This window comes from Nocardia sp. CA-128927, assembly GCF_050955855.1.
In the GTDB taxonomy this organism is placed as follows: Bacteria; Actinomycetota; Actinomycetes; order Mycobacteriales; family Mycobacteriaceae; genus Nocardia.
On record NZ_CP192087.1, the window covers coordinates 9732989 to 9759525 of the forward strand.

The 26537-nt window shown below is 66.4% G+C and carries 36 protein-coding genes and 1 pseudogene; 12 read left to right on the plus strand and 25 right to left on the minus strand.

Features of this window, described 5'->3' with window-relative positions:
* The first annotated feature begins 23 nt into the window (after positions 1-23).
* A complete protein-coding gene (locus tag ACQPW1_RS45055) occupies positions 24-491 on the plus strand; it encodes an SRPBCC family protein (protein WP_433659770.1) in 468 nt (155 codons plus the stop codon).
* Between the two features lie 81 nt (positions 492-572).
* Positions 573-1442 (plus strand): 1,4-dihydroxy-2-naphthoate polyprenyltransferase, encoded by an 870-nt coding sequence (locus ACQPW1_RS45060; protein WP_433659772.1) that lies wholly within the window; start codon positions 573-575, stop codon positions 1440-1442.
* Between the two features lie 23 nt (positions 1443-1465).
* Here ACQPW1_RS45060 and ACQPW1_RS45065 read toward each other — a convergent pair whose 3' ends face one another.
* The 5 genes from ACQPW1_RS45065 to ACQPW1_RS45085 all read right to left on the minus strand — a co-directional run bounded on the left by ACQPW1_RS45065 (position 1466) and on the right by ACQPW1_RS45085 (position 4398).
* Entirely contained in the window at positions 1466-1852 is a 387-nt protein-coding gene (locus tag ACQPW1_RS45065) for a phage holin family protein (protein ID WP_433659774.1), read from the minus strand.
* 128 nt (positions 1853-1980) lie between these two features.
* Positions 1981-2577, minus strand: a complete 597-nt coding sequence (locus tag ACQPW1_RS45070) for a Clp protease N-terminal domain-containing protein (protein WP_433659776.1) — start codon at positions 2575-2577, stop codon at positions 1981-1983.
* A complete protein-coding gene (locus tag ACQPW1_RS45075) occupies positions 2577-2798 on the minus strand; it encodes a helix-turn-helix domain-containing protein (RefSeq protein WP_357385499.1) in 222 nt (73 codons plus the stop codon). Before ACQPW1_RS45075 ends, ACQPW1_RS45070 begins: the two co-directional genes overlap by 1 nt.
* Before the next feature lie 164 nt (positions 2799-2962).
* Positions 2963-4048, minus strand: coding sequence for a PLP-dependent cysteine synthase family protein (locus ACQPW1_RS45080; protein WP_433659778.1), 1086 nt, complete (start codon positions 4046-4048; stop codon positions 2963-2965).
* Positions 4045-4398 (minus strand): DUF4229 domain-containing protein, encoded by a 354-nt coding sequence (locus tag ACQPW1_RS45085; RefSeq protein ID WP_433659780.1) that lies wholly within the window; start codon positions 4396-4398, stop codon positions 4045-4047. The genes ACQPW1_RS45080 and ACQPW1_RS45085 overlap by 4 nt, the downstream gene beginning before the upstream one ends.
* 183 nt (positions 4399-4581) lie before the next feature.
* Here ACQPW1_RS45085 and ACQPW1_RS45090 point away from each other — a divergent pair, with 183 nt between their 5' ends.
* Together ACQPW1_RS45090 and ACQPW1_RS45095 are read left to right on the plus strand one after the other, a co-directional pair.
* Entirely contained in the window at positions 4582-4791 is a 210-nt protein-coding gene (locus tag ACQPW1_RS45090; protein WP_040739417.1) for a BldC family transcriptional regulator, read from the plus strand.
* A 118-nt stretch (positions 4792-4909) separates the two neighbouring features.
* Complete coding sequence (locus ACQPW1_RS45095; protein ID WP_433659782.1) at positions 4910-5119, plus strand: hypothetical protein; 210 nt, start codon at positions 4910-4912, stop codon at positions 5117-5119.
* Positions 5120-5147: 28 nt separating this feature from the next.
* Here ACQPW1_RS45095 and ACQPW1_RS45100 read toward each other — a convergent pair whose 3' ends face one another.
* From ACQPW1_RS45100 to ACQPW1_RS45115, 4 genes are all read right to left on the minus strand, one after another.
* The gene (locus ACQPW1_RS45100; protein WP_433659784.1) at positions 5148-5360 is read right to left on the minus strand and encodes a hypothetical protein; all 213 of its coding nucleotides are present in this window, start codon (positions 5358-5360) and stop codon (positions 5148-5150) included.
* 225 nt (positions 5361-5585) lie between these two features.
* On the minus strand, positions 5586-5744 hold the full coding sequence (locus tag ACQPW1_RS45105) for a hypothetical protein (protein ID WP_433659786.1): 159 nt from the start codon (positions 5742-5744) through the stop codon (positions 5586-5588).
* On the minus strand, positions 5741-5950 hold the full coding sequence (locus ACQPW1_RS45110) for a hypothetical protein (RefSeq protein ID WP_433659788.1): 210 nt from the start codon (positions 5948-5950) through the stop codon (positions 5741-5743). Before ACQPW1_RS45110 ends, ACQPW1_RS45105 begins: the two co-directional genes overlap by 4 nt.
* A 176-nt stretch (positions 5951-6126) precedes the next feature.
* Complete coding sequence (locus ACQPW1_RS45115; RefSeq protein ID WP_433659790.1) at positions 6127-6456, minus strand: hypothetical protein; 330 nt, start codon at positions 6454-6456, stop codon at positions 6127-6129.
* 477 nt (positions 6457-6933) lie between these two features.
* On the opposite strand from ACQPW1_RS45115, the gene ACQPW1_RS45120 reads away from it, so the two are divergent.
* The 6 genes from ACQPW1_RS45120 to ACQPW1_RS45145 all read left to right on the plus strand — a co-directional run bounded on the left by ACQPW1_RS45120 (position 6934) and on the right by ACQPW1_RS45145 (position 11056).
* Positions 6934-7341, plus strand: a complete 408-nt coding sequence (locus ACQPW1_RS45120) for a hypothetical protein (RefSeq protein ID WP_433659792.1) — start codon at positions 6934-6936, stop codon at positions 7339-7341.
* Positions 7334-8116: a hypothetical protein gene (locus ACQPW1_RS45125; protein WP_433659794.1), complete on the plus strand. Its 783-nt coding sequence runs from the start codon at positions 7334-7336 to the stop codon at positions 8114-8116. The genes ACQPW1_RS45120 and ACQPW1_RS45125 overlap by 8 nt, the downstream gene beginning before the upstream one ends.
* Positions 8113-8583, plus strand: a complete 471-nt coding sequence (locus ACQPW1_RS45130; RefSeq protein ID WP_433659796.1) for a roadblock/LC7 domain-containing protein — start codon at positions 8113-8115, stop codon at positions 8581-8583. Before ACQPW1_RS45125 ends, ACQPW1_RS45130 begins: the two co-directional genes overlap by 4 nt.
* Before the next feature lie 11 nt (positions 8584-8594).
* Positions 8595-8966 carry a hypothetical protein gene (locus ACQPW1_RS45135; RefSeq protein ID WP_433659798.1) on the plus strand — a complete coding sequence of 124 codons (372 nt, stop codon included), beginning with the start codon at positions 8595-8597 and terminating at the stop codon, positions 8964-8966.
* Between the two features lie 321 nt (positions 8967-9287).
* The gene (locus tag ACQPW1_RS45140) at positions 9288-10448 is read left to right on the plus strand and encodes an LppU/SCO3897 family protein (RefSeq protein ID WP_433659800.1); all 1161 of its coding nucleotides are present in this window, start codon (positions 9288-9290) and stop codon (positions 10446-10448) included.
* 155 nt (positions 10449-10603) lie between these two features.
* Entirely contained in the window at positions 10604-11056 is a 453-nt protein-coding gene (locus ACQPW1_RS45145) for a hypothetical protein (protein ID WP_433659802.1), read from the plus strand.
* A 27-nt stretch (positions 11057-11083) separates the two neighbouring features.
* On the opposite strand, the gene ACQPW1_RS45150 is transcribed toward ACQPW1_RS45145, so the two are convergent.
* From ACQPW1_RS45150 to ACQPW1_RS45160, 3 genes and pseudogenes are all read right to left on the minus strand, one after another.
* On the minus strand, positions 11084-11998 hold the full coding sequence (locus tag ACQPW1_RS45150) for an IS982 family transposase (RefSeq protein WP_433654482.1): 915 nt from the start codon (positions 11996-11998) through the stop codon (positions 11084-11086).
* Positions 11999-12224: 226 nt separating this feature from the next.
* Positions 12225-13313, minus strand: coding sequence for an IS3 family transposase (locus ACQPW1_RS45155; RefSeq protein ID WP_433653973.1), 1089 nt, complete (start codon positions 13311-13313; stop codon positions 12225-12227).
* Positions 13205-13456 (minus strand): annotated as a pseudogene (locus ACQPW1_RS45160) (transposase); the annotation flags it as partial. The gene ACQPW1_RS45155 and the pseudogene ACQPW1_RS45160, both read right to left, overlap by 109 nt.
* 402 nt (positions 13457-13858) lie before the next feature.
* On the opposite strand from ACQPW1_RS45160, the gene ACQPW1_RS45165 reads away from it, so the two are divergent.
* Complete coding sequence (locus ACQPW1_RS45165; RefSeq protein ID WP_433659803.1) at positions 13859-14578, plus strand: hypothetical protein; 720 nt, start codon at positions 13859-13861, stop codon at positions 14576-14578.
* A 1155-nt stretch (positions 14579-15733) separates the two neighbouring features.
* Here the strand turns inward: ACQPW1_RS45165 and ccsB are convergent.
* The 7 genes from ccsB to hemL form a co-directional block, all read right to left on the minus strand.
* Positions 15734-16702 (minus strand): c-type cytochrome biogenesis protein CcsB, encoded by a 969-nt coding sequence (gene ccsB / locus ACQPW1_RS45170; protein WP_433659805.1) that lies wholly within the window; start codon positions 16700-16702, stop codon positions 15734-15736.
* A 2-nt stretch (positions 16703-16704) separates the two neighbouring features.
* The gene (gene resB, locus ACQPW1_RS45175) at positions 16705-18375 is read right to left on the minus strand and encodes a cytochrome c biogenesis protein ResB (protein ID WP_433659807.1); all 1671 of its coding nucleotides are present in this window, start codon (positions 18373-18375) and stop codon (positions 16705-16707) included.
* A gap of 20 nt (positions 18376-18395) precedes the next feature.
* A complete protein-coding gene (locus ACQPW1_RS45180; protein ID WP_433665523.1) occupies positions 18396-19238 on the minus strand; it encodes a cytochrome c biogenesis CcdA family protein in 843 nt (280 codons plus the stop codon).
* 28 nt (positions 19239-19266) lie between these two features.
* On the minus strand, positions 19267-19518 hold the full coding sequence (locus ACQPW1_RS45185) for a hypothetical protein (RefSeq protein WP_433659809.1): 252 nt from the start codon (positions 19516-19518) through the stop codon (positions 19267-19269).
* Positions 19515-20156 (minus strand): TlpA disulfide reductase family protein, encoded by a 642-nt coding sequence (locus ACQPW1_RS45190; protein WP_433659811.1) that lies wholly within the window; start codon positions 20154-20156, stop codon positions 19515-19517. Before ACQPW1_RS45190 ends, ACQPW1_RS45185 begins: the two co-directional genes overlap by 4 nt.
* A complete protein-coding gene (locus tag ACQPW1_RS45195; RefSeq protein WP_433665524.1) occupies positions 20153-20803 on the minus strand; it encodes a histidine phosphatase family protein in 651 nt (216 codons plus the stop codon). Before ACQPW1_RS45195 ends, ACQPW1_RS45190 begins: the two co-directional genes overlap by 4 nt.
* A gap of 362 nt (positions 20804-21165) precedes the next feature.
* Positions 21166-22503, minus strand: a complete 1338-nt coding sequence (gene hemL / locus ACQPW1_RS45200; RefSeq protein ID WP_433659812.1) for a glutamate-1-semialdehyde 2,1-aminomutase — start codon at positions 22501-22503, stop codon at positions 21166-21168.
* A 164-nt stretch (positions 22504-22667) separates the two neighbouring features.
* Here hemL and ACQPW1_RS45205 point away from each other — a divergent pair, with 164 nt between their 5' ends.
* Complete coding sequence (locus ACQPW1_RS45205; protein WP_433659814.1) at positions 22668-23051, plus strand: hypothetical protein; 384 nt, start codon at positions 22668-22670, stop codon at positions 23049-23051.
* Between the two features lie 7 nt (positions 23052-23058).
* On the opposite strand, the gene ACQPW1_RS45210 is transcribed toward ACQPW1_RS45205, so the two are convergent.
* The 6 genes from ACQPW1_RS45210 to hemB all read right to left on the minus strand — a co-directional run bounded on the left by ACQPW1_RS45210 (position 23059) and on the right by hemB (position 26375).
* Positions 23059-23301 (minus strand): hypothetical protein, encoded by a 243-nt coding sequence (locus tag ACQPW1_RS45210; protein WP_433659816.1) that lies wholly within the window; start codon positions 23299-23301, stop codon positions 23059-23061.
* 157 nt (positions 23302-23458) lie between these two features.
* On the minus strand, positions 23459-23698 hold the full coding sequence (locus ACQPW1_RS45215) for a hypothetical protein (protein WP_433659817.1): 240 nt from the start codon (positions 23696-23698) through the stop codon (positions 23459-23461).
* Positions 23699-23761: 63 nt separating this feature from the next.
* On the minus strand, positions 23762-24010 hold the full coding sequence (locus ACQPW1_RS45220) for a hypothetical protein (RefSeq protein WP_433659819.1): 249 nt from the start codon (positions 24008-24010) through the stop codon (positions 23762-23764).
* Positions 24007-24564 carry a hypothetical protein gene (locus tag ACQPW1_RS45225; RefSeq protein WP_433659821.1) on the minus strand — a complete coding sequence of 186 codons (558 nt, stop codon included), beginning with the start codon at positions 24562-24564 and terminating at the stop codon, positions 24007-24009. Before ACQPW1_RS45225 ends, ACQPW1_RS45220 begins: the two co-directional genes overlap by 4 nt.
* 312 nt (positions 24565-24876) lie before the next feature.
* Complete coding sequence (locus ACQPW1_RS45230; protein WP_433659823.1) at positions 24877-25401, minus strand: hypothetical protein; 525 nt, start codon at positions 25399-25401, stop codon at positions 24877-24879.
* On the minus strand, positions 25398-26375 hold the full coding sequence (gene hemB / locus ACQPW1_RS45235) for a porphobilinogen synthase (RefSeq protein WP_433659825.1): 978 nt from the start codon (positions 26373-26375) through the stop codon (positions 25398-25400). The genes ACQPW1_RS45230 and hemB overlap by 4 nt, the downstream gene beginning before the upstream one ends.
* Positions 26376-26537 lie beyond the last annotated feature (162 nt).

The window sequence follows — 26537 nt, forward strand, 5'->3', positions numbered from 1 at the left end:
GGTCGGTCGCCTACGCTGTCGGCATGGCTGAGTTCGAAGTGGTCCGGCAGGCCGTGATCTCGGCCGAGCCGTCGCGTATTCACGGGTTCATCGACAACCTGCACGAATGGACGAAGTGGTCCCCCTGGGAGGACATCGACCCGCAGTTGCAGCGCACCTACACCGGCCCGGATGCCGGTATCGGCGCCAAATACGCCTGGATCGGCAACCGTAAGGCCGGTGCGGGCAGCATGGAGGTCGTCGCCAGCGCCGATCGCGAGATCGGTATCCAGCTGGTCTTCGAGAAGCCCTGGAAGGCCACCAACCAGGTCCTGTTCGAGCTGAACCCGACCGAATCCGGTGCCACCGAGGTGGTCTGGCGGATGACCGGGGAGCAGCAGGGCCTGATGAAGGTGCTCTCCAAGATCTTGCCGACCGACAAGATCGTCGGCAAGGACTTCGAGAAGGGGCTGGCGCGGTTGAAGGCGGTCGTCGAGGCCAACGGCGGCTGAGCGACCCGAGCACCCCGCGCCGGTGCGGCTGAGCACCGGCGCTGAGCGGCCGATGTCCGACCGCGACACTATGCTGCGGGGATGGCTACAGCAGCGCAATGGATCGAGGGCGCGCGTCCACGCACCCTGCCGAACGCAATCGCCCCGGTGCTGGCAGGCACCGGCGCCGCCGCCTCGCTCGACGGTGCCGTGTGGTGGAAAGCCGTTCTCGCGCTGCTGGTTTCGCTGGCCCTGATCATCGGCGTCAACTTCGCCAACGACTACTCCGACGGCATCCGCGGCACCGACGACGTGCGCGTCGGCCCGGTGCGGCTGGTCGGGCAGAAGCTGGCCTCGGCCGCCGCGGTGCGCAATGCGGCGATCCTGAGCCTCGGCATCGCCGCGGTGATCGGCCTGATCCTCGCCGCGACGACGGCCTGGTGGCTGCTGCTCGTCGGCGTGGCCTGCTTGGCCGGCGCGTGGTTCTACACCGGCGGCAGTAAGCCGTACGGCTACAGCGGCTTCGGTGAGATCGCGGTGTTCGTGTTCTTCGGCCTGGTCGGTGTGCTCGGCACCGAGTTCGTGCAGGCGGAGAAGGTCGACTGGGCGGGTGTGGTGCTCGCGGTCTCGGTCGGCGCGTTCTCCAGCGCGGTGCTCGTCGCGAACAACCTGCGCGACATCCCGACCGACTCGCAGTCCGGAAAGGTCACCCTGGCAGTCAAACTCGGCGACCCGCGGACCAGGACGCTGCAGCTCGCGCTGCTCGCCGTCCCGTTCATCGGCACGCTGCTGCTGGTGGCGCGCACCCCGTTCGCGCTGGTCGGCCTGCTCGCCATTCCGCTCGCGGTCCGCGCCAATGCCCCGGTGCGCTCCGGCAAGGGTGGGCTGGAACTCATTCCGGCCCTGCGCGACTCCGGCCTGGCGATGCTCGCCTGGTCCGCGCTCACCGCCGTCGCCGTCAGCTTCGGGTGAGGCGGCGCAGGGACTGATCCTCGCTAGTCGTCGCCGTCCGGGACCAGGATGCCGAGGATCCAGTTGACGATCGAGACGATCAGGCCGCCGATCACCGCGGCCCAGAAGCCGTCGACGCGCAGGCCGTAGTCGGTGGTCTCGCTGATCTTCGCGGTCAGCCACAGCATGAGCGCGTTGATCACCAGCAGGAACAGGCCGAGCGTGACGATCACCAGCGGCAGCGAGAGCAGCTTGACGATCGGCTTGACCAGCGCGTTCACCACCGTGAAGACCGCCGCGACGGCGAGCACGACGAGGACCTTCCCGACATTGCCGTTGTCCGCCGGACTGATGATGTCGATCTTGTCGACCCAGGCGGCGGCCAGCCAGATGGCCACCCCGTTGATGATCAACCGAATCAGAAGCTGCATGCGCCCATGCTAAAGCGACCGGGCGGACATGTGTCGTCTCAAAACGCAATTCGCGGCGGTCGCCCGGCGGGACAGCGCCGGGATCCGCGAACGTCGTCGATTCGGCGTGACGACACATGTCCACCAGCTCAGGCCGCGCGATCGAGCAGCGCGTGCACCTTGGGCCGCAGGTCGTGGATCGGCTCCGAGCCGCCGAACAGGCGCACCGTGGTCTGGTTGGGTGCGCGCAGGATGCCGAGCAGCACGTGCCCGGATTCGATGGTCTTGTCCTTGCGGGCCAGCGCCTCCCGCAGGGACAGCTCGAGCACCTTCTTCGAGTCCTTCGTGAACGGGATGTGGCCGTAGGTGACAGCACGGCCCCAACCGAACGGACCGCGCCGCCCCTCGGGTATCGGACGATCGAGCGCATCCTCGCCGAAATTGGCCTGCAGCGACTCACGCACGGCGTCGAGGTCGATCCCGATCGAGCGCAACGCCTCGGCGTCCTCTTCGCCCAGCGGTTCGCTCCCCAGCGGTTCGCCCTTGCGCTGCGCCGCCAGCACGGTCATCACGCTCTCGTGCGTGACACCCGCCTCGGCCAACAGCGCCTTCAGTTCGTCCTCACCCTGCGACAGCAGGCCGAGCAGCACGTGCTCGATCTCGATGTTCGGCGAGCGCAGTTCGCGCGCGTCTTCCTGGGCCATCACGATGGCCGTTCGCGCCGTCTTGGTGAACCGTTCGAACATCAGCGGTTCCTGCCTCTCTGATTGTGCTTCTGGTGGGCTGCCTGCTTGCTGACCTCGAGTGCCTCCGCGATCGCCTGCCAGGACCAGCCCTGTTCACGGGCGTTGGCCACCTGGATCGCTTCCAGTCGTTCGAGCAGCCGCCGCAGTGCGAGTACCGCGCGCAGCCCGACCTTGGGGTCGGGGCTGCCCGCGGCGGCCGCGAGAGTGGTTGCTTCAGTCATGTCGTCAATTTTGATTGACGAGCCGGGCAGATGTCAACAGAAATTGACGAAGGGGTTGTTCGCGGTCAGCGAAGCGCCGAGTCAGCGCACAACGAAGGCCACCTACGCTCGGGTACTGAAACCCGAATGAAGGTGGCCTTAACAGCCGTGCGCCTGCGAGCGGTTCAGCCCGCCCATTCGCCGGTGGCGGCGAACTTGTCCAAGATCGCGGTCGGTTCGACCAGGCTCATGCCCTGCGATTCGACCCAGGCGTCATCGAAATACGTTCCGGCATAACGATCTCCGCCGTCGCACAGCAGCGTGACCACGCTGCCACCGCGACCGGCGGCGAGCATTTCCGCGATGATCGCGAACACGCCCCACAGGTTGGTGCCCGTGGAACCGCCGACCCGGCGGCCGAGCACCCGGCTCGCATACCGCGCCGCCGCAATGGAACCCGCGTCGGGCACGCCGATCATCCGATCGACCACCTGGCCGACGAACGAGGGCTCCACCCGCGGGCGGCCGATACCCTCGATGCGCGAGGACATTCCGGTCTCGTAGCCCGAGTCGGCCGTCTCGTAGCCGCCGTAGAACGCGGAGTTCTCCGGGTCGACCACCGCCAATTTCGTTGCGTGCCTGCGGTATCGGATGTAGCGGCCGATGGTGGCACTGGTGCCGCCGGTGCCCGCGCCGACCACCACCCACTCCGGCACCGGATGCGACTCCAAAGTCATTTGCTCGAAGATGGATTCGGCGATGTTGTTGTTGCCGCGCCAGTCGGTGGCGCGCTCGGCATGGGTGAACTGGTCCATGTAGTGGCCGCCACATTCGGCGGCGAGGCGGGCCGCCTCGGTGTACATGTCGGGCGGGCGCTGCACGAAATGGCAACGGCCGCCTTGCGCTTCGATCAACGCGATCTTCTGCGGCGAGGTGCTGGCCGGCATCACCGCGACGAAATCCAGGCCGAGCAGCTTCGCGAAATAGGCCTCGCTGACCGCGGTCGAGCCCGACGACGCCTCGACCACCGTGGTGCCCTCGGTAACCCAGCCATTGCAAATCGCGTACAGGAACAGGGACCTGGCCAGCCGATGCTTGAGACTGCCGGTGATATGGGTGGACTCGTCCTTCAGGTACAGCTGGACGTTCCACGCGGCGGGCAGCGGATACCGGAGCAGGTGGGTGTCGGCGCTGCGCTGGGCGTCCGCGTCGATCAGCCGAACGGCGTTGTCGACCCAATCGCGGGGGGTGCTGCGATCACAGGACTTCACGATGCCCCCTGATTGTCCTCAGGCTCCTCGCCGCGCAGCCGAGCCCGCAGTTGGGCCTTGTCGTGGCGGCGGCGCTCGTCCACCACCGCGATGTCCTCGTTGACCCGAACGCGCAGTCGCTTGAACAGCGTCAGCGACAACGGCATGGCGATGATCAGGGCAAACAGGGCGGCGACCACCAGCGGAATGTCCACTTTCACCAACCGCGCCAGCAGCACGATCAGCACCGTGATCACTACGACGAGGGCCAGCCTGGCCACCGTGTACAGACCGAGGTTGCGGGCAAGCCGCTGACCCGCGCCAGGGGTTTGCTGTCCTGGAACACCATCTGGTGGAGTTGCGTCACTCACGTCGCTCAGCCTATGCGAAGCTGTTGCCCGCCTGCGGCGCGCGCCTGGCGCCGAGGTCGGGAGCATATCCGATTTGTCTATTACTTCCCCTTTACCAACAGTAGGTGGTTCGAGTACCTAGGGGTTTCAGTGCAACGATGACGCCATCTGATGAGGGAACTGTCGAGAACGGAGAGGTTTGCTATGAGTGCGATCACCGTCGGCGGCCAGGACACCCTGCTGACACCAGGGCAGGTTGCTGCCATGTTCCACGTCGATCCCAAGACGGTCACCCGCTGGGCCCATGCCGGGCGTCTCGGGTCGTTGCGCACACCGGGCGGACATCGCCGGTTCCGCGAATCAGAGGTAATGCAGCTGCTCAAGTCGCTCACCACCGAGGCGACGGCACGCTGACTGCGGGCCGCGCGGGCCCATCGTGCCGGGGCCCGCGCCCACCCGTGGGACTGATTTCACGTCTGCGGTGTGCGGGAGCTACGCACGGGACTACCCTCGTTACCAGGAGGTGAGCGACGTGACGTACCTGTTGGCACTTATCGCGGTCGTGGCAGTCGCGGTGTTGTGCTGGAAAGCGTTCGGCCCCGAGAAGGCTGCCGGACCGTCCGCTACCCACTCGCGTTCACCGCAACGCAAGCGCGTCGTCGGACCGGACGACGACCCCGAGTTTCTCTGGCGGCTATCCCGCCAGCACCGCAACGGAGACTCCGACTCGACCGAGCGCTGAGCGCTCGGCCCGGATGCCCTCCCGCGCATCACATCTCACCATCGGCGTAGTTGCGCGCGTGCAATCCCTCGCTCGCGCGTAGTCGGTTCGCGAGCATCGCCAGGTAATGCTGGGCCTCCACGGAAAGCCCGGCAGAGGTCTGCACCAGCTTGCGCAACGCACTGTTGTTCAGCTGCTCGACCAGACTCCCGTCCGCGTTGACCACCGCGGCCGGGAGATAGGTGAAGTAATCGGAATCCAAGAGCCCGTCTCCTCAACCGTCTGTGCGCCGGATCAGCGCATCGCCTGTAGACAGGACACGGCGTTTCGCGGAACGGCACGCCGGGTGGTCCGTGATCTGCGCCACTCTCGGCACATTGGCTATTACCCGAGAGCCGGAGTGACCCCGGCCACTTTTCTGAATTCGGCGTCTTCGGCCGAACTATTTCCAGTGAAGTCGAGCTAACAATCACCGGCGCGCTGCCCACTACACCTTGTGCAAGGTGCCGGCGATGGAGCCCGCGCGGTAAAGGATCGAGTCATCCGGCCGGAGCTGGACCGCAACCGATTTGCCGTCGTCGACGCAATTCGCACCGCCGGTCGACCGGACCGCCAGGTCGAGTTCGGTCTCGTCGACGGTGATCACGCCGAGCGGGTGGTCGTGGTGGTGACCGCGGCGGAGGCGCCGTCCGTATCGCCGTTATGCGACCGGAGGGCGACCACGACCGCGGCCACCACCACAACGACAGCAACGCCCGCGACCACCGCCAGGCGTAACCAGATCGACCGATTCGGTGGTCGTTGCTCCGATGGCGCCGAATCATCGGGCGCCGACGGACCACCCCGACCCACCCTCCCGAGTGCAGTCCGGTGCCCGACCTCAGCTTTGGCATTTCCACCTGGCAATCCGTTCGCGAATCAGCCCGAACCTGTTGCGGCCCAGTAGCACTTGGCGCGCGGCCGTCGCCGGACCTGACACCAGTTGCGCGCCACCTGAAACGCCGATTTACCGATCGGCGACCGCGATCTCAGTTGTCACAGACTTGGCCCTCGGGGCATGGCGCAGCAACCGCATCGCTCTGTCCTGCCGATCCCCCGTTGCCGGTGCTACCGCCGGGCTTCCCCTTCCCCTTCCCCTTCCCCTTGCCGTTGGCGGACTTGCCATTGGCGGACCTGTCGGCACCCCCGTCGGACTTGTTCTTCTTCGGTTTCGGCTGTCCTGCTTGTTGCTGTTGCTGCTGGCTGGAATCGCCGTCCGAGGTAGCGGACGGGCGCGCCATGGCAGTGCCCGCGGTCAGCGAAATCGTCGTCGCGGCAAACAGTCCCACTGCGGCGACAGTCATCGTCTTCCGAATCATGTTTGATCCCTTCGCATTCGAGAGTGGTGCGGCCCGCCATGCACCCGGCGGCCACCGGACCGGTCGGCCAGTCCACGCAGTATTCGATGCAGTGAACATTCCAGATGGGAACAAACAAGATTCGGATCGGACATGGGTCGAGCCCGACTCGAACGGGCGAGTCGGGCTCGGCACCAGCGTTGCTTCTCCTCGGGCCGGGCGACCGGGGTGGTCGCTGTCGAGAGATAGCGTGCGGCGCAGCGGATTCACCGTGGTTGCGGCGCGGTTTCACGCGGTTACCCGGGGCAGCTGTCGGTCGAAACCAAAAGGTATTCAATACTGCGAGGTATTCAATACTAACGGGTAATGAATACTGCAAGGTATTGAATACCGAAAGGTTTCCTTATCGTCGAGAGTTTTTTAGAGCAGAGTTTTGCGGCATTTACCGCACGTCGCACATCGACAGTGTGTAGCCTCTTGAATTCTTGAACCCCTGATATGACAAGTGGTGGCGCGGTGCTCGGTGTTGACGGCTGTCTGGAACGCATCATGGACATTCCCGGCGCGCGCAGCGCGACGCTGGTGGACGGCGCGAGCGGTCTGGCGATTGCCGCGGCGGGGCTGCACAACGTCGTTGACCAGCACGAAGGCGCGGCGGCCACCACGGACATCGTGCGCGCCGTGCTCGACTGTCCCGCGCTGACGACCGGCCACGACGGCGAGGATCTCACCGAGATCATTGTCTGCGGCACGCACGGATATCACCTGCTGAATCTGGTGAACGGCGACTTCGACGGACGGCTTTTCGTGCACGTCCTATTCGACGACGACACCGGCAACCTGGCGATGGCGCGATTCCGGCTGCACGGAATTCTCGCCGAATTCGCCGGCGGCGATCATGGGTGATGAACTCGTCGAAGAACTGCGCCGACTGGAAATAGAAAAACGTACTGGCGTGCTATTCGTCGACGACGGCGCGTTTCATCTCACCGAAGGCGCTGTCACCTCCGCCGAATGCCTGCGAACGAGCGGCCTGGCCCGGCTGGTGATGGAGGCGGGCGTTGCGACAGCCGAGGACTGGCGGCTGGCCGAGGGCGGACATCCAGAGCAGGTGCTGGAGCGGCCGCAGCTGGAAACCCTTGCGCTGCTTTCGGTTTTCGACGCCGCGTACTTCCTGCTCACCTCCCCCTCGATCCCTGAATTCCGGCCTGCGCGGCCGCACTGGCTTGCCACGGTCTGCCGTATCACGCCGCAAGCGCTCGTTCAGGAATGCGTGCGGCGCGGCGATCCGGCCGCCACACCGTGGCCCGCGATCCTGGTCGACCGCGTGCCGGTCGTCCCGGTCCGCCGCGGCAGGCGACGCGTCGTCCTCACCGGAGGCCAGACCGAGGTACTTGCCGCCGCCGACACTCGACGCAATATCACCGGAATCGGGGACTACCTCGGCCGCACCACCTACGGCTGCCTGGTGACGGTGCGGGAGCTGACCGCGGCGGGGCTGATCGAGCGACCCACCGCGGCGGCGCCCACCGACCCGCCGATCGCCCCCGTGCGCACCGCGGCCGGGCCACCCCGGCGACGCCGCGTGCGACCGGCCGTGTCCGTTCCGGCCGAGGACCGCTGGGAGCCGGTCGATCCGGACTTGCTCGTTCGCCTGCGGGCGGCTTTGGAGGATGCGTGACCGCGCGGAAAAGACTGCTCGGCGCACTGATGGGAAGGTTGACCAAGGTGTCGATGTCCGGCCCCGAACCGAACGCGGCGGTGCTCGCGGAGTTGAAGGCGCTACGCGATCGTGTCCCCCGACTGACCGGCACGCTGGTGGCATCCAGCGACGGGCTGCTTGTCGCACACGACCTACCCCCGCATATCGAACCCGCCGGCATGGCCGCGCTGGCCGCCGCACAGCTATCGCTGTCGTACCGGCTGTCGACGACCGCACACGGCGGCGGGTTCCACGAGGTCGTGGTGCACGGCACCGAAGGGCACGTGGTCGTCTACGCGGCCGGTTGGACCTCACTGACCGTGCTGGCCGGCCCCGACGTGAATGTCGGTCGGCTGCATCTGGAATCGCGCCCGGTAGCGCGCACGATCGCCGACCACATGGCGGCCGCGAACAACGGAAAAGACCAGGCAACGAAAACCGAATGAAAGGAACAGACATGTCCAACCTGGATCTGTCACTGAAGGACATGATGGTGATCGACGGTGCGATCGGCGCCGCCGTCGTCGACTACAACAGCGGCATGGCACTAGGCACGCTCGGCAGCTCCAAGGCGCTGGACCTGCAGGTCGCCGCGGCGGGCAACACCGAGGTCGTGCGCGCCAAAATGCGCACCATAGAACAGCTCGGCCTGAACGAGGGCATCGAAGACATCCTCATCACCCTGTCCGGCCAGTACCACCTCATCCGCCCGATGACCGGCCGCAAAGCCAAAGGCTTGTTCCTCTATCTCGCCCTCGACCGCAACCGCGCGAACCTTGCGATGGCCCGGCACCGCATCAAGAGCATCGAGGAGGAGTTGGAGGTGTAATCCGCTCCCGCATTCCACTGCCTGGGTGGCATCCATTCGAGCCAGCAGCCCCGCCTCGTTCATGGTTCGGGTGCGGGGCTGCTGCCACTCGGATCAGTCCTGGGTTGCACCGGTGCGAACCCGAACACCGTAGGGCGACTGCGACTTCCGAACGGTTGCGGTGGGGTACGGACGCGCTATGATCACCGGTTCCGCGAATGCGCGCGGGTGCTCGAGGGCTGAGTGTTCAGCTGGTGGGGGAAGATCGTGCAAGACCAGTGGTACAACCATGTCGATCCGGCGGTGGGTGGCGGCGATGGGCAAGGGGCGGATGGAGCTCCGGTGGGTGCGCAAGCGCCGGATGGGGTTTCGGTGGCTGCGGAAGCCACCGGTGCGCCGTGGACTGATCAACAATGGCCGGACAACCAATGGGCATCACAGGAAATGCCTGTCGCACAACCGGATTCGCTGCCCGAAGCCACGGCACCGTCGGGCGGGCGGCGGAAGTGGGTGTGGCTCGCGTTGGCGTCGGTGCTCGTGCTGGTCGGGTCTCTGCTGACGGGCGGCTACTTTCTGCTTCGCCCGGAACCGATCGCGCTGGCCGTCGGCGACTGTGTCTCGCTCGAGGTCACGGGGCCGACCGAATATGGCTGCGCCGACGGAAAAGCGTTGTACCGCATCGTGGCTCGCGAGGCGGTGGTGTGGCCGCTGGAGTCGGCATGCATGAAGTACTCGGACGTCACCAAGGGCGTCGGCGATGTCCCCAGCGCGCACCCTGAGGTCGTGCTGTGCCTGGCGCCGACCCGGTTCAACACCACCGATCCGGGTGCGCTGCAGGCCGGTGACTGCATCGAAGTCACCGGCGCGGGCGACTCCGTGAAGCGAATGCCCTGTGCGGTCAGCAAGGGAACCCGGGTGCTCAGCACCGAGTTGCATCGCCAGCTTCCGGTCACCGACCAGGCGTGCCGTGCTCAACCGCTGGCCAGGCAGGCCTACGCGCAGGTATCGCTCGGCGGGCGAGCCATCGTGCTGTGCGCGCTCATCAACGATCCGCAGAACGTCGACTCGGCGCAGGTCGGCGACTGCACCAACAAGGATCTACGCAAGCTGGTGCGCTGCGATTCCCCTGATGCCCACCTGCGGGTGCTGACGATCCGCGCGCTGTATCAACGGCCGGTACAGCCACAATGCGCAGATGTGCTGGGCGCGAGCGCCTTCTCGATGACGCACAACGAGAAGACGGATCTCGTACTGGCGATCTGCCTGGGCCCGGTCGACGAGAACGCAGTCATCTACTCGAAGGTCGGCGGCTGCGTCGTCTCCGGCGGCGCCGGACCCGCCACCCGGTCACGACGCGTCGACTGCGCCGACCCCGCGGCCACCCACGAGGTGATCGACCGGCACGAGTCCAATGACGGCAACTGCCCGGCGACATCCGCCGCCTGGATCACCTTCGATCCGGGCGTCACCACCGGCGTGACGATCTGCCTCGCCCGCCGGTAATCCCTGCCGCGCCAGTCCAATTCGTGCCACTCCAATTGAGGTCTCGCCGGGACGGGCGGCGGTGCGCAAACATCGGCCCACCTCGGATTCGTCCCGGGGCCATGCGTCGTGGGCAATCCGCCTCGATACCAAGACATCCCAGCCAGGAGCACCCCGTGCGAATCGCCCGTTCGATCCCCGTGGCCGTTGCCACCATCGCCCTCGCGTTGAGCGTGGGCGCCTGTGGCGACAAGTCGAGCGACACCGCCTCGACGACAACCCCGGCCGCGCAGCCGAGCACCACGCAGCCACAACCCTCCTCGGCTGCGCAGCCGATCACCACACAACCGCAGTCCTCCCCGGGCCCCGCCGCCGACGCTCCCGTCGACTGCGGCAGCCGCGGTCTCGAGATCTTCGCCTTCACCACCAAGGGCACCGGCGCATGTACCACCGCCATCGAGGTGACCATCAACTACGAAAAGAAACCCGCTGCTCCCGGCACCACGGTGACGTTCGTCGTCGGCGACGGTTCGACGTGGACCTGCCAGCAGCGCCAAGGCCAGGTCAACCCATACATCGAATGCGTGGACAAGAACCACCCAGCCGAAAAGGTCAGGCTCGTCTCCTGATCGACTAGATGATTGATTCCAAGGGGATCAGTGGTCGTAGGCGGTCAGTGATCGGTGTACCGGTGCGCCGGTGGTGTCGTTGTGCCAGATCGCGGCGGTAATCGCCAGGATTCGTTGCAGGACACGCACTATGACTCCGCTGAGGGTGCGTCCACCGTGGCGTTCGAGATCGAGTTGGGCTTTGAACGTCTGGTTGATCGACTCGACGACCTGCCGTAATGGTTTGAACAGGGCGGCGCCAGGTCGTTCGGCTTCGCCCTTGCGAGCCGGCCGCAACAGCTGGATCCCGGTGGCGGCCAACTCGGCCTCGAACCCGGCACCGAAATAGTTCTTGTCGCAGATCAGGGTCTGTCCCGGTCGTTGGGCGGCCAGGGCGGGGTCACCGGCCAGGATACCCATCAGGGTTTCGCGTTCGTCGGCTTTCGCGCCGGTCAGAGCGAAACCGATCGGCAGCCCACCCAGGGTGGCGATCAAGTGCAGCCGCATGCCCCAGAAGAAGCGCGAATGCGAAGCGCAGTAACCGTATTCGGCGTATCCGGCCAGTTCGGAGCGCTTCACCGTTTCGCGGGAGCGCCCGCATTCCACCGGGGTGGAATCGGCGACCCATACATCGTCGGTCCACAGGCTTGTGTCGGTGGCCAGGTGCCGGATGGCGGCGGTGATCAGGGCGGCGGCTTTGCGGAGTCGTTTGTTGTAGCCGGGTTGCTGGGGCAGATACCGGAAGAGATGCCGTAGATGTTTGCGGGCGTAGCGCATCCAGCGGCGCTCGTTGGGGTAGCCCAGCAGGGCCTGCATCACGGCCAGGGCCACCAGTTCGGCGTCGGTCAACTGCGGGGTGAACCCGATCCGAGGGCGGGCAGGCGCCAGATCGGGGCGGGTCTTCACCAAGTCGTCGATCGTGACATAAAGTGCAGTGGCGAGGGTGTCGATTTCATTGCTCACAACCTTGATCTTCGGCGCCCTCGCCTACTTCGTCACATCGAATGCTGCTGTCGGGCAGAATCTTTCACTTCAGCACGGAGGAACAAGCACTGCGGCTGGGTGATCATCCATCAGGAGGTGTGTGGACTCGTCATGCACCACACCCCTTGGAATCAATCATCTAGTTCAGCCCGGCATAGCTGTGCAGGCCGCTGATTGAGGTTCCCCCCAAATGGTGGACGGGGGGTTATGCGGCCGAAGTGGCCGCGAGGAGTGACCGCTCATAATTGTCGGGGCTGAGCATCCCGATCGTGGAGTGGCGTCTTCTACTGTTGTAGAAATTCATCCATTTGTCAACTGCTGCAACGAGTTCCGCTTTGGTGGCGAAGGTGTGTCGATAGTAGTATTCGTGTTTGAATGTCGACCACAGGCTTTCCGCGCCGGCATTGTCCCAGCATATTCCGGTCGATCCCATGGATCGGCGCAGACCGTGCCGATCGCAGGCGGCAGCCATGTCGTTGGCGGTGTACTGGCTACCTCGGTCCGAATGCAGAACCGTGCCCGCACACGACCCGCCACGCGCCGCTACCGCCCGGTCCACGGCGTCGGTGACCATCTCGGTCCGCATGTGATCGGCCACGGTCCAGCCGAGCACCTTCTTGGAATGCTCGTCCTTGATCGCGCACAGGTACATATCGCCTTCACCGCAAGTCAGATAGGTGATGTCGGAAACCCAGACTGCGTCTACACGGCCCTGGTCGAAAAGACGTTGCACCAGGTCGTCCGGGAACGACGCGGTCGGGTCCACGATCGTGGTCCGCACCTTGAAGGTGCGCGGGCTGATCCCGGCCAGCCCGATCTCGGCCATGATCGCCGCGACCGTCTTCTCCGACACCCGATCACCGCGATCGCGCAGCTCGGCGGTGATCCGCGGAGCCCCGTAGGTCCCATCGGAGTCTTTATGGACGGCAAGGATCTTCACCGTCAAGTCGGCGCGCCGCTGCTGCCGATCGGTCAACACAGGGGCCGTCTTCCGCTTCAGGTACGCGTAGAACCCTGAGGTCGATACACTCAACAACCGCGCCATGCGCGTGATATCGGCTGTGCTGCCGTTGATTTCGGTGGCGGCGCACTGCGCTGCCATCAGCTCGAACCGGGCCGGTTCTGCTGCATCGCCGCGAAGTACGCGCTCGCTTTTTTTAGGAAACTGACGTCTTTCTCCAGCTCGCTGACCTGCTTGCGTAACCGGAGCAACTCTGCCCGCTCGGCCGGGCTCAACGGCTGCTCGCCGTGTACCTCGGCCGCCGCTATCCGGCGGCGTTCGTCTTGGACCCATTTAGCGAGAAGGCTTTCATGCAAACCCAACTCGCCAGCCACCGCGGCGATCGTGCGACCGGAATCGATCACCCGATGCGCGGCCTCGACCCGGTACTCGGCCGTGAACGACCGGCGCTTCCGAGACGATGACATACTGGACATCCTTCCAGCAGGACCGCGATCCCGCTAAATCGGTGTCCACTGCTTGGGGGGAGCCTCAGATCACCATGCTGATGGTGAAGACTGTTCCTCACGTTTGTGCTTGTGGGCTGGAATTGGCTCGTTGGCTCTGAACTGGGGTTTCCGGGTTGTACCGTTGGCTGAATTGGGCACGGATTGGGGACACTGCGTACCGAGGATGCGGGACTCGCACCTCCGCAATTTCGTCGTGTCCGTTGTGGGTTGGCAACGCTTCGGCAGGGCCCTTGCGTATCCGAGGTCGGATTAGACGAAGGGACTGCGTCAGGCATGGCTAGGAGCAATCCAACCGAGGTTCTCGAAGCATTCGTGCTGCGGGCCCGTCGCGTCACCGCGCACTCGTTGATGACGAGTCACCGCCCATTGATGCAGAAGCTCTACATGGGCGAAATGAAGGTGGGGGTTGTGGTCAATCAGTCGACCGGCGACGCCTCCACCACTCTCTCGCAGGAGTTCCCGCCCGAAGAGCTCATGGAGTCGTTGGCGGCTCGGATTCGGCCGCTGATCCTCGGCTCTGAACGTGTCCACTACGACAAGGTCTTGAAGGCAATCGAGGCGCTCGTTCCCGCGGAGAAGCTTGAAGAGTTGGTGGAGCCGATCTCCCGGTGGCGTGATCGTTGGGTTCAGGCCGTGGACCGCTCGGTCACAGCTGACGCACAGGCGTACATGGTCATCACCGCACAGGGGACAGTGACTGATCGACAGCTGATGTACGCATGGATGTACGGGGATCTCGTCCACGCGGATGACACGGAACAACATGTGATGGGGCTGAGCCTCGCGGACCGCTATCGTGCAGCGGCGGGAGTACTCGCCCGAATCGGCGCGGTCACTGAACAGACACTGGTCTTAGTCCAGGCGCTCTTCGACGAGGGACTGTTGACCCTGGACTCGTCCGTGTTCGACGTGCCGGTTAGTGTTCCTGAACCAAACTTGAGTGTCCCCGTACAGGCCTACTCTGCGCCGCTGGCGACTCCGGTTCCAACCGACATGTCTGCACTCGATCCTGCAGTGTGGCGGCCAGGACATATTGCGCACCCTGCCCCCGTCACAAGCCAAGCGCCTTCGGAAGCTCAATCTGAGTAGAGGCAGGGCGAATGGTCGCGTTTTGAGTTGGGGTGCGCCCCTATCGACTCTTCGGGCGGCCGTACACCTGCGCGAATTGGCAGGGTTTCGTCGGCCTTTGTGGATAGAGCCTGTTCGACACCGACTCCCCGCTTCCCTCATACTGGCCATCCTGTGCTGAGGGAGGGATAGTCAAGGGTGTTGTAGGCATCGCGTAGCGACGCGAAGCGCCCTTACTCTCCCGGACTGAAGTCAGATCCTGGGGCCATGAGGACGCGGGCACCCAGCGCAACCACGTCGAATCTGCAGATGTGACAGGCGCTCCCCCGCCGGGCTTTCCAGGTGCGGTCACGCCGGTATGCAGCATGAATGGATCAGTGGATTCGGCCTTGCGGGTCGTCGCCTACGCTCCGTCCCCCGCCGGGGCGGCGGGGGACGGAGCGTAGGCCCGTTGCGCGTCGTGAGCGCGGCGGCGGCCGCCCGTAGGGCCGCCGCTCTTGATCCTCAATGGCGGAATTCGGCAGCAACCGCGTTCGGTAGCGTTCAGTAGTGAGCCAACCTAAGTAGGGGCACTCCATATGGAGTGCCACCAAGTTGCGGAACTTGCTGCGGTCCAACGGTTTCGACCGGATGGCTGACGTAGTGTGGTGACACCTCACTCCGAGGGGCGGTGGACATGGTCCAGACATCGCGCCCAGGAGGGAAGTGTTGGGTTTGGCGAAACATCGCCGGAAAAAGCAAGAGGCTCCGGTCGATTACGACACCGTCTTGGTAGGTGCTGCCGTGATCGCCGGAGCGCTCGTGCTGGTCCGCTGGTTTAGGGGCTAGGAGACCCATCAGGTGGGGCGTCGACAGCCATCGGCGTCCCACCGCCAGCATCACTCGCGTGACAACGCAACTTTACCCCAAACTTGGGGCCAACTTCCGGCCATCTTCGCGCCCAGGCGCAGCGCGCGTCCACTGCCGATCACATCGCGCGCAGTGCCTCGCATAGCTCAGCCGGTCTACACGTCGGGTATCTCGGATTGAGTTTGCGACGGGGCTACTGGCGGCGTCGCGGTCGGTGCTGCGATCCGGGGATTGGCCAGGTTCCACTGCGTGCTCGCTGCGTACCGAGGCTGATGAGCCGGACTCAGCCTAGGACGAAGATGGCCAAGACGTGCAGGTAGAAGCCGTTTAGTTCAGTCCGGCGTAGGAGTGCAGGCCGCTGATGACCATGTTGATGATGAAGAGGTTGAAGAGCATTGCTATGAAACCGGCGATGTTGATCCAGGCGGCCTTGGTGTCGCGCCACCCGGAGGTGGCGCGGGCGTGTAGGTAGGCGGCGTAAAGGACCCAGGCGATGAAGGAGCAGGTTTCTTTGGGGTCCCAGCCCCAGAAGCGGCCCCAGGCGGCCTCGGCCCAGATGGCGCCGAGGATGACGCCCGCGCCGAAGAGGGGGAAGCCGATGATGGTGGCTTTGTAGGCGAGGCGGTCGAGGGTGCGGGCGTCGGGCAGGCGGCGGGCGATGGTGCCGAGGATGTTGGTCGACTCCTGGCCTTCGGGCTGGCGGAGGCGGTAGAGGAACAACATGCTGGAGACGCCGGCGAACAGGAAGACGCCGCTGCCGATGCTGACGATGGTGACATGGATGGGCAGCCAGAAGGACTTCAGCGCGGGCACCACGGGGGCGGCATCGGCGTAGAGGATGGTGCCCGCGAGAAACAGCAGGATCAGCACCGGCACGAGCAGGAAGACCCACATCGAGCGGTACCGCTGTTCACGCAGGAACAGCGCGCCCATCAGGACCGCCGCGGCGGTGGCCATGGTGACGAACTCGTACATGTTGCCGAGCGGGAAACGATGCGTCGCGAAGCCGCGCAACACGATCGAGCCGATGTGCAGCACGATGGCGACGACCAGCACCGAGAACGCCATATTGCCGAGGCGTTCGGACAGCGACTTCTCCGGCGGCCCGACGACGCGGCCAGGCACCGCAGGATCGCTGGCCGGTCCACCGACAGAGACGAGTTCGCGCTCCGCGACCTGACGGCTACGCGCGGTGGCGTACTGCCAGATCAGCAGCACGAGCACCAGCGCGTAGACCACGATCGCAGTCTTGAACGAGAAATCGCTGTAGCGCGCGATGGTCTCGTTGATCGGCATCTCTACTCTCCCGTGGTCTTCGCGTCGGCCGGCGCGTCCAGCAGGCGCGCGCGTAGTCGATCGAACTCACTGCCCCAGCCCGCCTGATCGGTCCGAGCCAGCCCGCCCATTTCTACTACGGTGCGTCGTTGGTTCAACGTACCGGCTGGGTCCTCGGCGGGGTAGACCCGGACCCAGATCCGGCGCCGCTTCACCAGCAGCGACACCAGCAGGCCGAGCATCATGGTCACCGCGCTCACCAGCACCCACTGCTGCGCCGGATCGTGCGACACCTGCAGGTTCGCGAATTCCTGTGCGCCGTCGAAGGTCACCTTGGTGCCATTGGGCAGGCTGGTCGACTCGCCGGGGCGCAGGTTGACCCTGGCCTCCTTGCTCAGTCGCCCCTGCTTGACCAGCTCGGGATCCAGCGCGAACAGCGACTGCGGCTTTCCGGTGTCGAGCCCGGTGTCGCCGCGATAGATGTCGACGGCGACGGCCGGATCGTTCATCTTGGGGTACGACGAGCTCATCAGGCTGCCGTGGAACAGCGCGGTCGGCGCGAACAACCCCTCGATGGCGATCTGATTCTTGCGCCGCTCCTCGTCGGTGGCGTACATGCCGCCGGGCGGGTCGATCCGCAGCACACCGCTGGACAGGAAGGTCCGCGCGTCGTCGGGCCGCCACTGCAGCGTCTCGGTGCGGGTCTGCCCGTTCGGGAAGGTGACGGTGAAGGTCGGCGCGAAACCGTGGCCCTGCAGATAGATTCGGTCGCCCGCGACCCGCAGCGGATGGTTCACCTGGATCCGGGTCGAGCGCCAGGTGTTGTTCTGCAGATCGGCGCCGGACTGGTATTCGATGTTCGAGGTGAACATCTCGGCCTGCCCGTTCTCCAGGTAGTCGGCCTTGAAGTCCTTGACCCGCACACAGATCGGCGCCATCCCGGTGCCGTCGTTGACGTTGCCCGCCTTGAACGAGTCGAAGACGGCGGGCGAGGTGGTGCAGAAGCCGGGGCCGTTGTTCGCGATGACGATGACGTTGCCCTCGTAGCCGAACAGCTTGCCGACCGCGATGGCGACCAGCAGGCAGACCAGGGCGAGGTGGAAGACGAGGTTGCCGAGTTCGCGGGTATAGCCCTTCTCCGCGGCGAGGGTGAGTTCACCGTCGCGGGTACCCGGCCTGACCTCGGTTCGCCAGCCGCGCAACTCTTTACGGACCTGCGCGAGCACGTCGTCGGGCGCCTGCTCGGCGCTGCCGGAGTAGTGGTGCGGCAGCCGGCTGAGGTTGCGCGGCGCGCGCACGGGCGGGGTGCGCAGGGCGCGGTAGTGGTCGAGGCAACGCGGCAGGATGCAGCCGACCAGCGAAATGAACAGCAGCACATAGATGGCCGTGAACCAGAAGCTTCCGAACACGTCGAACAGCTCGAACCGATCCATCCACGGACCGAGCGTCGGCCGGTTCGCGATGTACTGATCGACCTTCCGCGCGTTGAGGCTTCGCTGCGGCAGCAGTGCGCCGGGAATCGCGCCCAACGCGAGCAAGAACAGCAGCACCAGTGCGGTGCGCATGCTGGTCAGCCCACGCCAGGTGTTGCGCACGAAGGCCAGCGCGCGGCCGAACGGGGATTGCCGGGGCACTGGCGCCGATTCCGTCACCGGTTTTTCTGGCCCACCCGTCGCCCGACCGCCACCCCTCATCGAATCAATGCTGTTCATACTCATATCGGCAGCGTCACCTCGGAAACGAACGCGTCGCGCACCCAACCGACGAACTGGTCCCACACCCCGGTGACCAGCGCGATGCCGACCGCGACGAGCAGCATGCCGCCGATGACCTGGATGGTGCGCGAGTTGCGGCGCAGCCAGCCGACGCCGCGCAGCGCGCTGGCCGACCCGAAGGCGAGGATGACGAACGGCAGGCCGAGGCCGAGGCAGTAGGCGACGATGAGCGCCACCCCGCGTACCGCGGTGGTCCCGTCGGTGCCCGCGGCCACCGCCATCACGCCGGACAGCGTCGGCCCGAGGCACGGCGTCCAGCCGAGCGCGAAGACGCCGCCGAGCAGCGGCGCGCCCGCGATGCTGGTCAGCCTGCGCGGTTCCATCCTGGTGTCGCGTTGCAGCGCGGGGATCAGGCCGATGAAGACCAGACCCATCAGGATGGTGACCACGCCGCCGATGCGTTGCAGCAGTTCACGATTCACGTTCAGGGTCTGGATGACGCCGAAAACCGTTGCGGTGGCGAGCACGAACACGACGGTGAACCCGGCGACGAACAGTCCCGCCGCACCGGCCACCCGCATCCGCCCGGCGCGTGCGGCCTGCTTGGCCGACTGAACGGCAACCGAACTCGGTTGTGCCCCTTGCGCTTGCGCGACGGTGGCGGGCGGCGCCTCGGCACCGACGAGCCCGGCGAGATAGGACAGATAACCCGGCACCAACGGCACCACGCACGGCGACGCGAAGGACACCAGCCCGGCCAGCAGGCAGGCACCCAACGCGAGCAGCAACGGTCCGGTGGCGGCGGTCTGCTGGAACGAATCCCCTACGGCGGCCAGCACCATCACTCGGCCACCGCGTTCACGCGGGGACTCACACGCCCTCCCCCTCCGGCGTCTCCTCGGCCGGTTCGGTGTCGCCGCGCAACACGACGCGCTGTTCGGTGGCTTCTTCCGTGGCGTCGAACAGCACGCCGAAGTCGAGCAGCGAGTCCGCCGCTACGCTGCGCGGGACGGTGGCGATGCCTTTCCATCGGTCGTCCACGGCCCAGGCACCGCCGATTCGGCGGGCGCCCTGCCGGTGACGACAGGCACGCTGGGTACGGGTACGACGATCGCGATTCACTGTGCTTCCTCCGAGGCGATTTTTTGAACAATCGGTTGCAGATCGTCGGCCAACAGGGGGCGCAGGAACACCGCGGCGACGCGGTGCTGACGATCCAAGATCAGGGTGGTGGGAATGACACTGGTCGGGAAATTGCCACCGAGGGCGAGCAAGGTGCGCATGGACGGGTCGTAGATGGACGGATAACCGACCTTGTTGTCTACGACGAAGTCCTGCGCCTTGTCCTGCTGCGGGTCACGGACGTTGATGCCGAGAAAGGCGACGCCACTGTCTTTCGTTGCCGCATAAACCTTTTCGAGCGCGGGCGACTCCGCGCGGCAGGGTCCGCACCACTGGCCCCACAGATTGAGTACCACGACTTTGCCCGGGTAATCCTCGACCGAGGTGGTTTTGCCCGCCGTCATCAGATCCGGACCGGCCAGTTTGCCGATGGTGCCGCGCGAGCTGGGCGGGTCGTAGTAGATCTCGGTTTTGCCGCCGGGCGAGACGAATTCGAAGGTGCCGCCCGAGGCCACCGCGTCCGTACCGCTGGAACAACCGGCGAGCGTGGCGATCAACGCCACGCACGCGAGCAGGACCGGAACGACCCGCCTGGCCGATACGGCAGGCGGTTCAACGGATGCGGTGCGACAAGTCATGCGCCGTGTACCGAGGGGTCCGAGCCACCCGCGGGCTCGGAGTAAACGATGTCGACGAGCGTGTCGCCCTGGTAGACCAGCGAGGTCAGCGACGCGAGCGAGCACTGCCGCTGCCGCGGGTCGTGCCAGAGCCGCTGGCCCTGCAGGAACCGGCGCAACGTCCAGACCGGCAGCTGATGCGACACCAGCACCGCCTCGCGACCGGCCGCCTCGACTCGCGCCTTGTTGACCGCGGCCAGCATGCGGTGCGCGATCTGCAGGTACGGCTCGCCCCAGGACGGGGTGAACGGATCGCGCAGCTTCCACCAGTGCCTCGGCTTGCGCAGCGCGCCGTCGCCGACGGAGACCCGCAGGCCCTCGAAGGTGTTGCCCGCCTCGATCAGGTTCTCGTCGGTCCGCACGAGCAGATGATGTTGCGCCGCAATCGGTTCCGCGGTTTCCTGGGCCCGCTGCAGGGGCGAGGCGATGACCACGGCGATGTCGTGTTCGGCCAGTGCCCGCGCGACCGCTCCGGCCTGCGACCGGCCGGTCACCGACAGGCTGAAGCCGGGCAGCCTGCCGTAGAGGATGCCGTTCGGGTTGTGCACCTCGCCGTGCCGCAGCACGTGCACGATCGTCTCCACCGGCGCGGTGCCGCCGTCGTGCACCCGCTGTTCCTTCGGCTTCGAACCCGTTGCGGCGCTGCTGTTTTCCTCGACCGAGGGGATCTCATCGGCGGGACCCGATGCGGCGGCGGCGAATTGCGCGCCCGCGTCGATGACGGTCGACTCGGCGGCGGAATCCACCACGGGCCCGGCACCCAGCCCGGCAATCGCCCCCGCGACAGGCTCAGCGCTCTGATCCGCGGCACCGGAGTCGGCGACCGGTGCCGCGCCCAGTCCGGCGACCGATCCGGCCGGAGTCGACTCGGACGGCACCGCGTCGGCAGAGCCTGCCTTGGCCTCTGCGGAATCGTTGGCGGACTTCTCTAGCTCGCGCTTGTCGGCATCGGGCTGATCGTGATCGGAGCTCACGCGCGGGATCCTTCGGGAGTGGCGGCCGCGGCCGCGTGTGCGGCGGCGGGCAGGGCGGCGGCGATGCGGTCGAATGCGTCCTCGTCGAGTGCCGCGGAGACGAACCACGTCTCGAACGCGCTCGGCGGCGCGTACACGCCACCGTCGAGCAGTGCGTGGAAGAAGGCTGGGTAGCGCCAGGTCTGGCTGGCCTTGGCGGCGGCGTAGTCGGTGACCGGGCGTTCGGCGAAGAACACGCTCACCATATTGCCTGCGAACTGGACCTGATGCTCGACGCCTGCGGCACTGAGCGATTCGCCGAACAGCGCGCCGAGCCGTTGCGCGTTCCGGTCCAGCGCGGCGTACACCGCGTCGTCGGCCGCACGCAGCGTGGCGAGGCCCGCGGCGACGGCGACCGGGTTACCGGAGAGCGTGCCCGCCTGGTAGACCGGGCCGAGCGGGGCCAGGTGGTTCATGATCTCGGTGCGGCCACCGAACGCGGCGGCGGGCAGGCCACCGCTCATCACCTTGCCGAAGGTGTAGAGGTCGGCGACCACGCCCTCGTGGCCGAACCAGCCCGCGCGGCTCACCCGGAAGCCGGTCATCACCTCGTCCATGATGAGCAGCGCGCCGTCGTCGGCGGTCAGCTTGCGCAGGCCTGCGTTGAAGCCGGGCAGCGGCGCCACGGTGCCCATGTTGCCCGCGGCGGCCTCGGTGATCACGCAGGCGATCGAATCGGGGTGCGCGGCGAACGCGACGGCGGCGGCGTCGAGGTCGTTGTAGGGCAGCACGATGGTGTCGGCCGCCTGCGCGCCGGTGACGCCGGGCGAGGTCGGTAGCCCGAGGGTCGCGACGCCGGAGCCCGCGTCGGCGAGCAGCGCGTCGACGTGGCCGTGATAGCAGCCGGAGAACTTGATGATCTTGGCGCGGCCGGTGTAGCCGCGGGCCAGCCGCACCGCACTCATGGTGGCCTCGGTGCCCGAGTTCACCAGGCGCACCCGGTCCACCGGGCCGACGCGCTCGATGATGGCCTCGGCCAGTTCGATCTCCGCCTCGGTGGGCGCGCCGAAGGACAGGCCGCCGACCGCGGCTCGCTGCACCGCGTCGACCACCGCGGGATGCGCGTGCCCGAGAATCATCGGACCCCAGGAACAGACCAGGTCGACGTACTCGTTGCCGTCGGCGTCGACGAGGGTGTAGCCGTGTGCGGACGCGATGAATCGCGGTGTGCCGCCGACGGAGTTGAAGGCACGCACCGGAGAGTTGACACCCCCGGGAATCACCGAACATGCCCGGTCGAAGAGCTGGGCGGAAACCGGCACCGATGCGCTGGTCACGCGCGGAGAAGAACTCACGACCTCCAGTGTCTCAGCCCGCGCGGAACGGGTCGACGACAGGGTGTAGTGGGGGTGACGTAGACCGCAACACGCCGAGGCACTGTTTACGCCGTATTTGATCGCCCCGAGATTGCTGGTGCGTAATCTCGAGCGTCACCATTCATCTGCCCCGGAGGATTTCTATGCGGTTTGCCATGTTCAGTGCTGCTGTTTCCACCGCCCTCGTCGGTGCGGCCGTCGTGTTCGGCGCCGGTGCGGCCGCCGCGGTGGAACCGGTCGCGCAGCCCGACCGGATCGGCCTGCAGCTGAGTCATGACGAGACCAAGTCGATCGCCGACGGCCCGATCCCGGCCATCGTCACCATGTTCGTGCCGCTCAACCGGATCGGTGTCGGCCTGAAGTCGGACACCGGGATCTTCAAGGACGAGAACGGCGGCGTGCACGCGTCGCTGCGGCAGGCGATCATGGAGGCGGCCAATCATCCCGACGGGACAATCACCCTCTACGTCAACGCCCCTGGCACCCGCAACGGACGCGTGCTCGACATGTATCAGAACTGGAACTGAGCGACGCTCAGCTGTACATGCACGGCGCCTGCGCCGAAATGGTGTGCAGGAAGCACATGAACGTGTTGTACGGGCCCGCGGAACCGGAGTCCGGCACCAGCACCGGCGCATCGACCTGGCCCACCGATACGTCGACCGCGCCCGCGGGCTCGAGCGGAAGCCCCGGGTTCGCGCCCGCTGGCGCGGCACCGATCCCGAGCGCGGCGGATATCGCCAGTGCGGCACAGACTTTCACAGCAAGCCGGTTCATCAATCCCATTCCTTGGTAGTCACACCTTGACGGCCGAAATACTAACGGCCACAGAAGCATTACTGGCAACGCCCGAGTAGCTACCGTTGACCGGGCGGCGTCTCGAGCACGCTAGTCGACGGGAGCGCGGACGCGCTCCGCAACAGCAGATCTCCGCTTAGGTGATGCCGATGCACCACAGGGCGAATCCTGTGGTCACCAGGCAGGCCAGCGGGGCCGGTAGTGCGTGTAGCAAGGGCGAGGGTGGGGTCTGGACGAGCACTGGCACGACAGCGGCCGGTGGTAGCGGGGAAACCTCGGCGGGTGCCGCGACCGCCGGGGCCACCGTTGCCGCGCCGATCATGCCGACGGCCGCGGCGCCGAGCAGCGTCCGCTTGACAGTGACTGTGGGCTTCATGGGTGCGATATTCCCGCGATCGGCGGGCCGAAACGGTTGTGGCGGCGGTGATCGCCGAGTTGGTCAGCGGGGCTGGCGAGCGCGCACGACGCGGGTGACCGCATCGATGGCGAAGAGTCCGGCGATCCCGGCCAGGACCGCGGCGAGCAGCAACCACGGCGCGACGTAGCGGGTCGCGACGAATTCCGGCGCCTGACCCATGGCGGCGAATGTGGTGGTCTGGATGCCCTGGTGCCAGCTCAGCACCGCCGCGACGAGCCCGAGTACGACCAGGGCGAGTTCGGTGGCGGCCACCGTGATCCAGGTCTTCAACGGTCCACTCCGTTCTCGCTGTGCTTGTCGTCGGTGTCGGTCTCGGGCGCCGCCTCGTCCGGCGACGGGCCGGGCTCCGGGGCTTGGCCGATGGCCGTGGTCAATTCGGTGCGCAGTGTTCGATGGTCTTTCGCCCAAGCCTGCACCAGGCTGCCGTCGGTCAGCCGTAACCCGATGCCGGTGCGTCGCCGTGGTACGCCGGTCAATTCGCCGAGCGCCCGCGCCTCTTCCCAGTCCTCGTCGTCCCAGGAGTCTTCGTCGCGTTCGGGTAGCACAGCTTCGATGGAACTGAGTGGCAGCGTTTCGGTGCCGTCGCGCAGCGCGGTCTCGGTGAGTTCGACGCTGACGTGGCGTTGTCCCGCGATCACTTGCAGCACAACGAACATCGCGATGAGCGAGCCGCAGAAGACGAGGGCGAACCAGTGCACGGTGCTACCGGTCGCCAGTTCGATCACCAGAATGATTACGCAGAGAATGGGTCCGTAGGCGACGGTGCGCCAGCGCGCACCCGGCTCGGCGAACAGAATGCCGGAGTCGGCAGGCTTCTCGGTCACGCAGCACCCACAGCGCCGCGAATCGACAAGGCAGAAGGCAGAATCAGCGAGTGAGGCCGGGCCACAGCAGGACGACGACGGTCAGCACCCCGAACAGGATCAGCAGGCTCAGCACGGCCAGTTCCCGTCGAATGCTCTGCGGCTGTTGGATCACCACTCGCATTGATGCCTCCGATTCCCCGGAGCCATCTGACTGATTCCCTCACGCAATGCAAGACAACGTCTGACAAACAACTACCGGTTCCCATGTCCACTGTGACAACCCTCACGATACATGCCGACGTTGCCCCGACAAACTTGGGCACCAACCATTCACCGTCGGCTCATCTGGAAATAAGCGGTTGCTTCCGGGCGGTGCGACAAGTAGATCGATCCGCCCGCCAGCACCGCCTGCACGATCGCCGCGCCGCCCGCCACCAGCGAGGCGGTCCCGGCCACCGCGCCGAACGCGAACAGTGCGCCGACGCCGATCACCACCAGCCACGCGCCGACGATGGTCAGCATCGTGCGCGCCCAGAGCTTGCCGCGCGCGAATTGGTGCACGATCAGCAGCGCGAGCACGGCGACGCCGAGCCCGATGAACACCACCACGACATAGACCAGCGCGACCATCAGCTCGGCGCTGGCCAGGGTGACCTGCGGGTCCTTTTCCCTGGCCTGGTCGAAGATCTGTTTGGCGAAGGTGTGCCGCTGCGACAGCGCGGCCACCACCGACGCGATCAGCTGCACCACGCCGAATCCGATTACGCCCCACCACAATTGCCGTGTGGTGCCGACATCCACCGGCATCGGGGCCGACGTGGGCGCGGCGCCGACCGGCCCCGGCAGGTTCGTCACGACAACCAGTGTGCGGCTTCGGTCGCCCAGTAGGTGAGCACGATGTCCGCGCCCGCGCGCCGGATGCCCATGAGCGACTCGAGGATGGCGGCGCGGCGGTCGATCCAGCCACGCTCGGCGGCCGCGGTGATCATCGAGTACTCACCGGAGATCTGGTAGGCCGCGACCGGAACCGGCGAGTGGTCGGCGACGTCGCGCAGGATGTCCAGGTAGGACATGGCCGGCTTGACCATCACGATGTCCGCGCCCTCGGCCAGGTCCAGCTCGAGTTCGCGGATCGCCTCGCGGCGGTTCGCCGGGTCCTGCTGATAGCTGCGCCGGTCGCCCTCCAGCGACGAGGCGACGGCCTCGCGGAACGGGCCGTAGAACGCCGAGGCGTACTTGGCGGCGTAGGCGAGGATGCCGGTGTCCGTGCGGCCGACCGCGTCCAGGCCGCGCCGGATCGCGCCGACCTGGCCGTCCATCATGCCGCTGGTGCCGAGCAGGTCGGCGCCCGAAGCGGCCTGGGCCAGCGCCATGTCGACGTAGCGGTGCAGGGTGGCGTCGTTGTCCACGGCACCGTCCGCGGACAGCACGCCGCAGTGCCCGTGATCGGTGAATTCGTCGAGACAGGTGTCGGCCATGATCACCGTCGACTCGCCGACCTCGTCGGCCAGCGCGCGCAGGCCGCGGTTGAGGATGCCGTCCGGGTCGCTGGCCTGGCTGCCGGTGGCGTCCTTGTCCTCGTGGCGCGGCACGCCGAACAGCATCAGGCCGCCGACGCCCGCGGTCACCGCTTCGACGGCGGCCTTACGTAGCGAGTCCATCGAATGCTGCCGCACGCCGGGCATCGAGCTGATCTCGCGCGGCTCGTCCAGGCCGTCGGCGACGAACATCGGCAGCACCAATTGCCGTGGCTCGAGCGTGGTTTCGGCCACGAGACGACGCAGCGCGGGGGTACGGCGCAACCGCCGTGGGCGGTCCAATCCGGTCATAACCGCACGATACGCCCGGCGTCGGGAGCTGTCGCGAGCACCCGTCGGCTCGCGCGGAGGGGGCCTCGGCACCGTCGCGTCGGAGCTGGGTGTTTCGGCACGACAGTAGCGCCACGGGGTTGGTCAGCATGCACAAAACGAACCGATGGACCCTGGATCGAC